The following is a 13104-nucleotide window of genomic DNA, read 5'->3' on the forward strand; positions in this document are numbered from 1 at the left end:
TCTTCAACTATTTGAAGTTTAAAAGAGAGCGAGTAATCTTTTTGGGTACGCTTGGTGTACCCATTGTTTTCTGATGTTTTCATTACACTAAGATTTTAGTGTATCGCTATTTTAGGACGGGACATACATAAGATAAAAAGAGCGCCTATATTCGACACTCTTTTTATTCTTTAATATGCGTATAAAAACTATTATCAATTAACTAAATTATATTTTCTAACTAATCTTGAATATTCATCTTGAGAAACTTGTTTATTATCTGATATAACATTACCTAAAGTATCATATTCAATATATTTTAAACAAGTAGCACCTATCATTAAAGATGAATCTTTTATTATCCCTGTTTCATAATATTCATTATCCCAACCTTGGTGCTCTCCATCTCGATACTCTTCTTCAAACATTACATTACCATTTTCATGGTAATCCATTACCATATAACCGGCAAAAGGCTTACCCTTATAGCTCTTTCTCATATAACCTCCTTCTGAATGACTCAAATTATCTAGATCATTCTCATTTACTCTTATTTTATTTGGTTCTTTTAAATTCATAAATATACTTTTAATTTAATACTATCATTTTAACATCGGCAGACAAATAATAACAATCTGCACACCTAGGTTGAATAAACTCAGGTTTAAACATTTTATTATAACCTAAAATATCCTTAATTATTGAATCATCAATTATAATGCCTTTTTTCTCTAATTTAAACAACAAATCATTAATAGCTAATATCTCAGCATGAATTCCAGGTATTCCGCCTGTTTTTTCTAAAACAATAGGATCTAAATTTAATGAATTTAATTTTTCTAAGTGGACTTTAATCCTATTTTCAATAAAAGGATGCATTACTTCTCCAAAGTGTTTGTAAATAAGTTTTATTTCATTTATCGATTTTATATCAAACCTTTTAATTCCTAAATCATTCAATAATACTTTTAATTCCTTAAAAGGAAAATTTGTTTTAAAGCTAATAATATGCGGATATTTCTTATGCGACATACCAGACATTAACTGCCTTTGCCTAAACCAATTGCCAGACTCTTTGTTTGATTTGATAAAAGAAATATATTCTTTTTCTATATTTTTTAATAATATTAACCCATGATCTCCAAATTCATTAAAGACATCTTTAATAATCCCTTTTTGAATTCTAGGGTATTTATCTGCACTTACATATTTTTTAGAATATCTATCTATTACATTTTTTAATTCTATCAAATACTCTTCAATAGTTATGCCTTTTTTTTCAGCCTCTAGCTTTTTCTCTTTAAGAAACTTATTATGTTCTTTAACACTTAAGTTTTTCTTTAAAATAATACCGTCTACTTTAATGTCTCCTTTTTTATTTTTATTTCCTGTATAATTCCAACACATACTCTTTAGTTTTTAATGGAACAAAAGGTGAACGTTTCAGTAACTTCATCATATTTAGTTGGTACAATATCAAGACTTCTAAGTTCTCGCTTTGTAGTAAAACCAAACAACTCTTCAAAAGCCGCCTCAGCCAACTCCTTTGTGTTTTTAAAAAGCTTTACAAACCATTCTATAAAATTATCTAACAATAGTTTTACATCTAGGCGTCTTAAATATTTTAGTAATGCCGCAACACTTTCTATTATAGTTATTGGGCTCGTAGCTATACCTTTTAATGTTTTACCACCTATGCGTCCTACCGTTTTAAATAAGTCTACAAAAGAGTTTAATGTAAACTTTAAAGCTCCTATTACTGTTTTTGCACCACCTGTTGCTATTGCTGTAACAACTTCTTCTACAATAAAACCTATAGCAAAGCCTAAGCCATAACCTATACTGTCTACTCTAGTAGTTATATATTTTACAGCATCGTCTGTTTTATCTGAAGCTTTTAAAGCGAATTCTTTGGTTAAAGATACAATTTGGCTTGGATTAACAAATACCGTTTTTACTTGTTCTCCCATTGTTATAAAAGCCGAAAAAAGCGCTTTTATATTTGGAACAGAGAATACTATTCTGGTAGTTTCTACATACTCTTCTAAAAGCTCGAACGTAGCACTTATTGAGGATTTTACTTTACTAGATTCCAATTCACTAGCTTTATGTGGTAATTGTAAAATAATACCTACTAAAGCAATTATACCACCTATAGCTTTTATTATACTATTATAAAGCCCTATAAATAGAGCATTAATATATATTAACGCATTTTTAAGAGTATAGGTTTCTATAAAGGTTTTATAAAGCGCTTTTAGTTTGCCAATTATAGTGTAAAAAAACTGAAACTTGTTTTTAAAAAAGGTGTTTAACGTGTCTTGTTTTGCTTTTGTAAAGAATTTTCCTAATTCTGTTTCTAGTTTTTGAAATAAAGCATCTATTGGTTTTGGTTGCTCTACATTTACATCTCCTTCTTTATTATTTTCTTTAGCTTTTAAAAAAGCTTCAAAACCTGGAAATATAGGGTTAAATGTTGTTGATTCTTTACCATCTTTATCATAATACTCCCATCGCTTAGTATCTAAAGTAAAACCATTAGAAATACCGTCTCCAATTTCTTTTAACCCTAAACCTAAAAGATACAAGCCGTAATTACTAACTACTACAGGAGCGCTTAATATTTTGTTTAAATAATAAGCAGCACCTTGCTCTTCCTTATTTTCTTTTGCATTAAGATGTAGTTTAAATAGTTGTTTTATATCTCTTGTTTCGGCATCTACTTTAAAAAAGCGTGCTAAACTTGCTATAGATTTTGCAGGTAATTTAATTTGTTTAGTAATCGCTTTACCAGTAAGTATTCTAGAAACGAACCCTGCTATGTTTACACCTTGGTCTTTTTCTAGAAAGAAAACAATTTCGTCTGGTTTTATATTGTTTATTTTCTGATAAGCGACTTCTAGTTTTGACCCTTCGTTAGAAAAAAAGAAAATAAGCTTAATATCTGGGTTATTTATTAAATCTCCTAGTTTGTTTTCTGCAAAAGCAAATAGTTTTTGAGTAAATGTTCCTGTTGCTGTAATTACAACCTCATCTGCAGAGTACGCTGGGTTAAGATATTTTATATAAAACTTTTCTCCATAGGCATAAGCTTGAAAAGTATCTGGATAGCCTAATACATCATTATTAGTTCCTAAATCTTCAAAATAATTATTAGGTATTAAGTATTCTTCTATATAATTTGTATTAACAGCTTCTATTGGCTCTAATAATGAAAATGTATTTGTTGATACTCTAGAGACTTCAGCATAAATATACACCTGAGGTTCTTCTGTTTCCTGTAAATTGTTATTTTCTAAATCGTCTAAAACATTAGTTTTATCATTAAAAACAACAATATTGGGTTTGGGTTGATACTTATTTTTAAAGTTTTCCAAACCGTATTCATATGCATTCATAATTAATCTATTTTAATTGTTAAACCTTGGTTTAATAGCGTAAAACACACCTTACCCAATACTTTATGCTAAGCATAAAGTATTGGTTGAGGTTGCCCTCTGTTTTAAAAAGGTAAGGTGTGAGATACTAGTGTTTGTTTATTATAACTTATACTTTACTATTATCCTTATGGATTAGCTTCCTCTTCTGCTTGGCTAGCGGCTTCGGCTTCTGCCTCAGCTTGAGCAGCTTCGTCAATTTCGGCTTGTGTTGGGCCGCTATCTTCTACTGTTGTTTCTGTGCTACCACCAATTAATACATTGGTTTGCTCAATAGGGTTATCTACTACTGGGTTACCATTTTCGTCTAACACTGGGTTACCATCGGAATCGAATAGTATATGTGCTTCGCAATTAATATCGCATGGTAAGCCTTCTACTTTTAAGCCTATAGAGCCCGCTTGTATAATGGTAAGGTTTGTTGGTAAACGAGTTTCCCAAGAGCCTTCTACTTCGCCTTCTATGGTTTGCATTTCTTCGGCTATAGACACAAATAAATCGTTATCTTGGTCTGTTATTAACCCTTGGCCATCCCAGATTTCTCCCGTAATCATGTACCAGTTTACGGCATCTTCAAATCCTGGACGTACTGGCACAATGGTTCTTGCCATTCCCGATTGTAAAAAGGCTTGAAATAATGGGTCTGCTGCATCTTGTTCCTGAAATAAATTTTTCCAATCTGCTTCGTCTGCATAAAAATATGGGTAGAAGGTGTAAGCCATAATGTCCCAATCGAATGCCTGCTCGAAGAATTTTACAGTAGATGCATGGTTTTGGAATGTACCGTTACGTTTTACTTTAGAAATCGCTGCTGTATCGTAATTATTTAAAGAGACTTCATGTCCTTTTGGTTTACTTAACAACTCGATAGCAATACGTTTTAATTCCTTTTTTTCTAAGCTTCTGTTAAATGCTGGGTTAAACTTTAATTTATTTGTTTCATTTGCTTCATTAAAACTTACTTGTGCATTATAAGCTTCTACACTTTCATTATAAGCATCCATTATAGCTTTAAAAGTAGCGTTTTGCCATTGCTTCTCTCTTTCTGAAGATAATTTACATTTTACAGATACGTTTACATTACCTGTATGATAGTTACAGAAATATACTGATACTGGCAATGTTTCACTAAATGTAGACTCTAATAGTTCATAATCAAAATCGAAAATTCTATATGGTATAGTGCCAAATCTGTTAAAATTTAAATCTCCAACTGCTACACTTATACCTCTTCCACTTGGAGGGTACTCCATTCCTGAAAGAAATGCTTTAGCCTCATATGCCTCGTAACCTTCTGGTATAGAAATTTCGTCGTCGTAACTAGAAAATAAATTTATATTTCCTTCTCCTCCAGAAGTGGCAAACCCTTTTCCTATTGTAATATTTTTTAAAGGTTTAGCCGTAATTTCTGCATTGTAATAAGCCGCAATTTCCTGATAGTTATATTCTGTTATATCTGATGCGCTTGTTATTGGTATATCTAGCTCACTTGGATGCACTGGTTTTTCTGGTAATATTAACCCTTCTTCTAGTGTTCCTATTTCTACTTTATTGTACAAAGCCTCTTTAAAGAATTTTGCTGGTTCTGGTATTGCAAATTCATACATTAAGCGTTTGCCGTAGTTTATTAATTTATTTTTGTAAATTTTATCTACCCAGCGGTACACGCCTGTAATATGTTTATCTCCTTTTCTATTATCGAAACCATGCGTGTTATTCTCTTCGAATTCTCTTAAAATTCTAGAGGTACGTTTTTTACTTACTTTTTGTACAATACGCTCCATAGCACGCTCGGTTACTTCCTGCGCATAGGTTTGTGCCTGCGTATTAGAGTTTGAAGTAGAACTAGACGATGCTGTATTTGAAAACCCTGCAGTACCTATGTTAAATTTATCTCCATTGTAAGATGCATTGGCACTTATACCTTGGCTACTAGATTGATCTTCTGTAACCACTGCAGCTATTTCGCTTTGCATTTCGTTACGTTCTGTAGTGGTTGTATCTGTTAACTTTTCTATTTCAGATTCTCTCGTATCTTCAGTTATATTTTCAATACTTGTTAAACTTCTGGTTTCACGTTCTTTATATTCGCGAGCCATAATGTTTTCAATGTGAGATACTTCGCCTGCTACATAGCAACACACTTCTTGTTCTACACGTCTAAAATCTGCAATACCTAAACTGGTAACTCCAAAAGTATCTCCGTTTAATGGAGTACTCGTATCTGTGTTTCCAGTATCGTTTCCGGTGTCGTTTCCAGTATCTCTAGGGTCTTCTAAAGAGAAAACGCCTAAAGTACGTCCTATTTTTAAATTTAAAGTGCTATTATACCCGTAAGTTGAACCAGAACTATACGTAATGGTACCTGACAGCTGTATTGTATTGGTTGTTTCTACGTTAAAATCGTCTTGTAATCTTAATATTATTAAACTCCCGTTATTACTCATTACATCCAAACTTGTGTTTGTTTGCACAGAACCATCATCTAAAGTCGCATTACAAGTCATGCTTACTGGTGTATTATCGTTACCAATAATATTAAAAGACAGTATAATATCTTGAGTCTGCTGGTTTCCTAAGGTATAAATTGAATAATTAGCTTGATTAGAGCTTGGCGCAACCCCAGAAATAACACTACCTCCAACACTTATTTTTTTAGCAGTATTTGAAGCGTTTTCTAATACTATTTTTGTTTTTAGTTTTATTTTTTTATGAATTGCTTCTGTAATAGATTCAAACGAACTGGATTTTTCTAACCTGTCTTTTACTAATAACTGGAAAGAAGCATCAGTAAGTTCTGCTTTTAAATTATTAACGTCTACCATTTCGGTAGTTGCAGTATAGTTAAATGCTGGTAACTCTAAGTCTGGGTAAGTTTTAATTTCTATTTCATTACCTGTTCTTGGGTCTGTTTCTATAACTATTTTTGGTGTAGCTTCATCGGTTAGTAACTTTATTTGCTTATTGTAATTTTCTAGAGCTATTAAGTAATCTGTTTGCCTACTTTTTGTTCGCTCTATTTCTAAAGGCTTTAATTCTTCTAGAAGTTTATTATATGCTTCTATAGCTAATTTGGCTAAACTAGCTGTCGTTGCTTTATCTAATTGTTTTTCTGCTTCTTTACTTACTACCTCTCTTGGTTTAACAGAATCTTCAGGTGTATCAAATAAAGCATTAGACATTACAACACTTGCATTAGCACGACGTGTAAATTCTTCTTGTTGTGCTTTGGTAAATTTACCATCTCTTACTACTAAAGAAGAGTCTTTAAAAGCTTTTAAAAATTGGTCGGCTTAACATTTGTATTAATGCTTCTCTTACATAAATCGATTTTTTGGCAATGGTTTGGTATATTAAATTATCCCATACTAAAAGATCTTCTTTAGCCTCTTTATCTAAAAGTGTAGCTCCATTTAAGTTATCTTGTATAAGTTTATAAGATAAGTTATTTTTATTACGCATTAACCAGTTTGAAAATGCATACAATGCCGTATTAATGGTGGCGATTTCTTTTCGTGTACTATAAGCTGTAAAATTATTTGCTGCAGTTTCTAACTTTTGTTTATTTGTTACTGGTGCTGATGGAGTAGCTGTTCTTCCTGAACTTGAACCATTTATAGCTTGAAAAAATACACTTTCTGATTCGTTAGGGTGAAACACAAATCCAGGATGCCCCTCTTTTTTATCTATTAATTGCGGGTTACGCACTGTTACAAATCTGAATAGATTTTGTTTAATCTCTTTACTCATTTTTAATGTTTTAATTATTATTTTTTTGTTTTTAAAACTGTTATTGTTCACTTTTCTAACAGTTTACCTTAATACAAAGCCTTAAGTTTTAGGCATAGTTTTCCACCCTATTCAATATTATGTTTTGAATAGTTAACCGTCGTTGTTTGATTTTTTTTAAGACGCCTTTTTTATGTAAAATCAAGAAATTGTTACTCTTTTTCTATACAAATGTTAATCGATTATTAATTTGTAAAGATTTAGAGGTAATAGCTCTGCAAAAATAAAACATTTTACAAATAAATACAAATTATGTTATAATTATTTTTGTAAAAAGTTTAAATTTTATACTTAAATAAATATTATTATGTAATATGATTTAAATTTAAAGTTTAACCATCTATTAAAATAAGACTATAGACTGTACACTTCTATATACTTATTTTTTATAATGGTGTATAAAACGCATTGAAAAAATTAGATTTTTGCTGTAGAGTTTAAAAGCCGGTAAAAATAAAGGCCTTTATTTTTTTTAGAAATACAAATTCTTAGGGATACTGATTTTCTTTTGTTTAACATGTTTTAATTATTGATTTTTTATTGCACATTATAAATTGTGGTTTAGCGATGCGTTAGCTGTATTAAAACGCTACTCTTTTTTATTTATTTTAAATAATATTGATAATTCTGTGTTAAAATATACCATCAATACAATAGCTTATAGTCTAGCATATAAGTCTCTATAATTTATAATTAGTTACAAAATATTATGGTATTTCAAAGTTGGATTTTTTATAAAACATAAAAAACAATAATGAGTAAAGCCCTCCAATTTATTAGGTAACGCGCTTTTTATATAAAATTAACAATTTGTTTATTAAATTTTATACAAATGTTTGATTTATAGATATTTTTGTATATTAGCAATGTGTTTATCGTGTAAATATACCACATTTTACAAACCAAAACAAACATTTTACAATCATATCTGTAAAAAGTTTAATTTTATTTTATTTTATTTATGGAGACTATTGACGAGAAAATAAAAGCTATTATCACTCATTTTAAATTAAACAACTTTTCTTTTTCTAAACGCATTGGCGTTACTGGAACAACTGTAGATAGTATAGTTAATGGTAGACCTCAAGCCGATGGTTCTAGAAAAAAAACAAAACCCGGTTACGATGTTTTATCTGCTATTATAGATGAGTTTGACATTAACCCAGATTATCTTTTTGGTAAAAGTACAGTAATGTTAAAAGAAGACATTCCAGAAATTCAAACATATTCGGGAGTGCCACAAGTGGTTTCTGTTAACCAAGAAAACGAAGAAAATGTAGTTTATGTACCAGTAAAAGCTAGAGCAGGGTATTTAGATGGCTATGGAGACACTGAGTTTATTGAAACTTTACCTTCGTTTAATATGCCACATCTTAATAATGGTACCTTTAGGTGTTTTGAAGTACAAGGCAACTCTATGGTACGTACTTTTTTTGATGGTGATTTAGTTTTTGGTAAATATGTAGAAAGTTTAAATGAAGTAAAAGATGGTCGTGTTTATGTTATAGTAAGTAAAAACGATGGTATTGTTTTAAAACGTGTTATTAACAGAGTAGAAAAACGAGGTAAGCTTATTTTAAAAAGTGACAACAAAGATGGTAATTACCCAACTTATACTATAGATGTTGAGGATATTATGGAAATTTGGTACGTTACTATGTTTGCGTCTAAACAAATGCCAGAACCTGTAGATATTTACGATAGATTGCACGAACTAGAAAGTCAATTAATAGAGCTTAAAGATGCGCTTAATACTAAAGCTATAAAAAATTAGAAGATTTTTTGCTTCTAAACTCATGAAACTTACATATAATAAAACCGAAAAACTAAAAAGCGAAAAAGCTATTGGACAGTTATTTTCTGAAGGCGAGAGTATTTCGGCATACCCTTTGCGTTTAGTCTATTTAAAAAATAATGAACAATTAAAAGTTGGTGTTTCTGTTAGTAAACGTCATTTTAAAAAAGCAGTAGACCGTATTAGAATAAAACGCTTAATGCGTGAGGCTTACAGGCTTAATAAAACACTATTGTTAGACAACAACATAACTAATTATTCGTTTATGATTTTATATATTAATAAAGAGCTGCCAGATTTTGAAACTATAAACAGAAAAATGAAGGCATTATTTATTAAATTTAATGACCGTATTTCTAAATTACCAAAATAACAAATGTTACTAATAATTTAGAATTACTTAATTAAGATGAATTTTAAGCGTTTTTTAAGATAAATTCAATTTAAGAATCTTCATCTTGCTTATTAAACAAATACACCATGAAAACACTTTTAAAACGAAAAGTTATTATTCCTGTTTTTGCTGTTACTATATTATTTACAGGAACAGCTTTTACTAAGTATAATAACGATTTCTTTGAAATTGCTAAGCAAATAGAAATATTTACAACGCTATTTAAAGAACTCAACATGAATTATGTAGACGAAACCAATCCGGGTGATTTAATGGATAATGCCATTAAAAATATGCTAAACGAATTGGATCCCTACACTCGTTTTTATAATGAGCAAGATGTTGAAGCCGAACGCATAAAACGTACTGGAGATTACACAGGTGTTGGTGCCAGAATAAAAACGCTTAAAGATAAACTTGTTGTTATAGAACCTTATAAAGATTATCCTGCGGATAAAGCAGGTTTAAAAGCAGGAGACGAAATTATTAAAATAGATGGTGTACTCATTTCTACATATAAAGATGATGCTTCAAACTTACTTAAAGGTACACCTAACTCTTCTTTTGTTGCAACTTATGTAAGACAAGGTAAAGAATATACAGCTACAATAAAACGCTCGGAAATAGAAATAGACGCAGTACCACACTTTTCTATGGTAGATGAAAAAACAGGGTACATTGTTCTTAAAAAATTCAATACAAAAGCCTCTGCACAAACAGGCTATGCTTTAAAAGATTTAAAAGCGCAAGGTGCAGAACGTATTATTTTAGATTTAAGAGGAAATCCTGGAGGTTTACTTCGCGAAGCTGTAAATGTGGTAAACTTATTTGTACCTAAAGGCCAATTGGTCGTTACCACAAAATCTAAAGTTAAAAAATACAATAGAACTTACTACACTAAAAAAGACCCCATTGATACAAAAATTCCTGTAGTTGTTTTAATTAATGGTGGTAGTGCCTCTGCAAGTGAAATTGTTTCTGGAACGTTACAAGACTTAGACAGAGCTGTAGTTGTAGGAGCTAGAAGTTTTGGTAAAGGACTAGTACAACGCCCTAAAAAACTTACCTATGGTACTCAACTAAAAGTAACTATCTCTCGTTATTATACACCGTCTGGTCGTTGCATTCAAGCCTTAGATTACTGGAATAAAGATGAAAAAGGAAATGCAGTACGTGTAGAACAAAAAGATTATAAAGAATTTAAAACCAAAAATGGTAGAAAAGTCTTTGATGGTGGTGGTGTATTCCCAGATGAGGTATTGGCTTACTCTAAAAACTCTGCTATTACAAAAGCGGTTCTTAATAGTCAAAGTATTTTCGATTATGCTACTAAATACTATTACAGCCATAAAATAGAAGATATTAACACCTTTAAATTAACAGATAGCGATTTTTCTAATTTTAAAAAATATTTAAAAACTAGCGATTTTTCTTTTGAAACTGATACAGAAAAATCACTATCTAAAGTTTTAAAAGTTGCTAAAACAGAAAAGCTAGACGACGACATCCAAAAAGATTATAATACTTTAATATCTAACTTAAATAAATCAAAACTTCTCGCTATAGATGAAAATAAAACACAGTTAATGGGTTTATTGTCTGACGAAATTGTTAAACGTTATGTTTATAGAGAAGGTTTATACGATTATTACAAAATACACAATGCAGAAATAAAAAAAGCAACAGAAATACTAGCTAACCCTAATATTTACAATAAATATTTAAGATAACCCTTATAAAATTATAGCCCTATTTAAAATTTGGTATATTTAATGCTGTACTGATAATTATGAAACGACTACTTATTATATTATTATTAATTTCTAATATTACTTTTTCGCAAGAAGAAATTACACATGATGTTTATTTTGATACAGATAAATACATTGTACCATTAACCGAAGAAAATAGATTACTCTTATTTATTTCTTCTTTAGATGATATAGACATTGAAAAAATATCTATATACGGGTTTTGTGATGATCGTGGTACAGACCAATATAACTTAGAACTCTCTCAAAACAGAGCAGATAAAATAAAAGAATTGTTTTCGGGTTATGGTATAGATCCAGACTTAATAACCAACGTAAACGGAAAAGGAGAAATTCTTTTAAAGATATTAAACGAAACAGAGGTTCATAAAATAAGAGGATTAAATAGGAAAGTAGAAATTATTGTTACTACAAAACAACCAAAAGAAAATGAAGATAAAGCGGAAGAGGTTGTTGTAAACAATGGTCCAAAAACTACAGACGATATAGAAAATGGTACCATTAAAAAAGGAGATAAAATACGTTTAGATAAAATATACTTTAAAACCAGTTATAGTTATGTAACTGCCGAATCTAAAAAAACATTAGAAAAAATAGCTAAGCTTTTAGTAAAACACGATAACATTTATTTTACAATTCAAGGTCATGTATGTTGTACACAAATGAGTAGAGATGCTGTAGATAAAAGAACAAGAAAACGTAATTTGTCTGTAGCACGTGCCAAATACATTTATAATTACTTAGCCAAAAAAGGAGTAGATAAAAAACGCATGAAATATGTTGGGCTAAGACGTAAATTTCCGCTTGGTGGACCAGCAAAAAATGACCGTAGAGTTGAAATTTTAGTTACTTATGTTGGTAAGAAAAACTAAATTCTAGTATAAAATATTACAGTAAAAAGCAGCTAAATTTAGCTGCTTTTTTTTACTCCAAATTTAAGTTATCTATAAAATGTTAATAATAACAGATAACTAGCATAGTCTTTTATCGTAAGAAGTTTACCACTTATCCTAAGTCATGCACTTAAACCAAAAATATTTGAAAGTTAACTAAAATGTTTCGCCACTTCTTTATATCGCCATAGCTTTGCGGCGCCCAAACAAATTAAAAGAAATAATGAAACATTTTGCCTTATTATTAATCTCTATTTTATCGCTAAATATTACCCTAGCTGCCAGTGGTATTAAGAAAGATAAACTTAAAGAAAAAGACAATGTTACTTTAAGTCATGAGGTTTATTTTAATACAGATAAATATGCTTTAACTACAAAAGAGTTTAAAAAACTATTAGACTTCATTAAAGCAACAGAATCTATAGATATAGAAAGAATGTCTATAATTGGTTTTTGTGATGATAGAGGTAGTACTGAATACAACCAACAGTTATCTAATAAAAGAGCTAATGCTATTAGAAATATAATAGCAGATTACAGAAATAGCGATAAAAAGCCAGAGATTGTTAAAACTAATGGAAAAGGAGAAATAGCTTTAACAACTTCTGAACAAGCTTTATTTAACGAATTAAGAACATTAAACAGAAAAGTAACTATAGTTATAGCACCAAAAAAACTAATTGCTGGTTCTTTTTACGGAGAAGATCTTAAAACCGGAGACTTAATAAACTTAAACGGATTAAAGTTTAAAATGGGGTTACGCTATTTAACACCAGAATCTGTAGAAACTTTAAAAGAATTAACAGCTTTTTTAGTAAAAAGAGACGATATCTTTTTTACAATTAACGGCCATGTGTGTTGTACAGATAACGGAAGAGAATCTAAAGACAAGGAAACAGGAAAACTTAATTTATCTACAGTAAGAGCTAAATATATTCGTGATTATTTAGTAAAAAATGGTGTAGATGCAAGACGTATAAGATACCAAGGTATGAAAGGACAATATAATCTAGGTGGCGATGCTAGCGAAGATAGACGTGTTGAA

At 30.2% G+C, this 13104-nt stretch carries 10 protein-coding genes; 5 read left to right on the plus strand and 5 right to left on the minus strand.

From position 1 onward, the window contains the following. Nucleotides 1-194 precede the first annotated feature (194 nt). From ACVC2P_RS19555 to ACVC2P_RS19575, 5 genes are all read right to left on the minus strand, one after another. Nucleotides 195-557, minus strand: a complete 363-nt coding sequence (locus ACVC2P_RS19555; protein WP_452600131.1) for a hypothetical protein — start codon at nucleotides 555-557, stop codon at nucleotides 195-197. A gap of 10 nt (nucleotides 558-567) precedes the next feature. Beyond that, nucleotides 568-1386 (minus strand): hypothetical protein, encoded by an 819-nt coding sequence (locus ACVC2P_RS19560; RefSeq protein WP_452600132.1) that lies wholly within the window; start codon nucleotides 1384-1386, stop codon nucleotides 568-570. Between the two features lie 5 nt (nucleotides 1387-1391). Continuing rightward, entirely contained in the window at nucleotides 1392-3377 is a 1986-nt protein-coding gene (locus tag ACVC2P_RS19565) for a hypothetical protein (RefSeq protein ID WP_452600133.1), read from the minus strand. Nucleotides 3378-3544: 167 nt separating this feature from the next. Next, complete coding sequence (locus ACVC2P_RS19570) at nucleotides 3545-6598, minus strand: hypothetical protein (protein ID WP_452600134.1); 3054 nt, start codon at nucleotides 6596-6598, stop codon at nucleotides 3545-3547. Nucleotides 6599-6683: 85 nt separating this feature from the next. Next, nucleotides 6684-7166 carry a hypothetical protein gene (locus ACVC2P_RS19575; RefSeq protein ID WP_452600135.1) on the minus strand — a complete coding sequence of 161 codons (483 nt, stop codon included), beginning with the start codon at nucleotides 7164-7166 and terminating at the stop codon, nucleotides 6684-6686. 1000 nt (nucleotides 7167-8166) lie between these two features. Between ACVC2P_RS19575 and ACVC2P_RS19580 the strand changes: the two genes are divergently transcribed. The 5 genes from ACVC2P_RS19580 to ACVC2P_RS19600 all read left to right on the plus strand — a co-directional run. Then, on the plus strand, nucleotides 8167-8979 hold the full coding sequence (locus ACVC2P_RS19580; protein WP_452600136.1) for a LexA family transcriptional regulator: 813 nt from the start codon (nucleotides 8167-8169) through the stop codon (nucleotides 8977-8979). Between the two features lie 22 nt (nucleotides 8980-9001). Further along, the gene (gene rnpA / locus ACVC2P_RS19585; RefSeq protein ID WP_452600137.1) at nucleotides 9002-9373 is read left to right on the plus strand and encodes a ribonuclease P protein component; all 372 of its coding nucleotides are present in this window, start codon (nucleotides 9002-9004) and stop codon (nucleotides 9371-9373) included. 107 nt (nucleotides 9374-9480) lie between these two features. Next, nucleotides 9481-11124, plus strand: a complete 1644-nt coding sequence (locus tag ACVC2P_RS19590; protein WP_452600138.1) for a S41 family peptidase — start codon at nucleotides 9481-9483, stop codon at nucleotides 11122-11124. A 59-nt stretch (nucleotides 11125-11183) separates the two neighbouring features. Then, entirely contained in the window at nucleotides 11184-12038 is an 855-nt protein-coding gene (locus ACVC2P_RS19595; protein ID WP_452600139.1) for an OmpA family protein, read from the plus strand. A gap of 244 nt (nucleotides 12039-12282) precedes the next feature. Beyond that, nucleotides 12283-13104: OmpA family protein (locus ACVC2P_RS19600; RefSeq protein ID WP_452600140.1), on the plus strand; the 822-nt coding region annotated here is incomplete at its 3' end.

This window comes from Pontimicrobium sp. MEBiC01747 (assembly GCF_053601635.1).

Bases quoted from the DNA above. Each gene is read 5' to 3' on its own strand.
- ACVC2P_RS19575 (WP_452600135.1), bottom strand. From the start codon at position 7,166: ATGAGTAAAGAGATTAAACAAAATCTATTCAGATTTGTAACAGTGCGT.
- ACVC2P_RS19555 (WP_452600131.1), bottom strand. From the start codon at position 557: ATGAATTTAAAAGAACCAAATAAAATAAGAGTAAATGAGAATGATCTA.
- ACVC2P_RS19560 (WP_452600132.1), bottom strand. From the start codon at position 1,386: ATGTGTTGGAATTATACAGGAAATAAAAATAAAAAAGGAGACATTAAA.
- ACVC2P_RS19595 (WP_452600139.1), top strand. From the start codon at position 11,184: ATGAAACGACTACTTATTATATTATTATTAATTTCTAATATTACTTTT.
- rnpA (WP_452600137.1), top strand. From the start codon at position 9,002: ATGAAACTTACATATAATAAAACCGAAAAACTAAAAAGCGAAAAAGCT.
- ACVC2P_RS19565 (WP_452600133.1), bottom strand. From the start codon at position 3,377: ATGAATGCATATGAATACGGTTTGGAAAACTTTAAAAATAAGTATCAA.
- ACVC2P_RS19580 (WP_452600136.1), top strand. From the start codon at position 8,167: ATGGAGACTATTGACGAGAAAATAAAAGCTATTATCACTCATTTTAAA.
- ACVC2P_RS19590 (WP_452600138.1), top strand. From the start codon at position 9,481: ATGAAAACACTTTTAAAACGAAAAGTTATTATTCCTGTTTTTGCTGTT.
- ACVC2P_RS19570 (WP_452600134.1), bottom strand. From the start codon at position 6,598: ATGTCTAATGCTTTATTTGATACACCTGAAGATTCTGTTAAACCAAGA.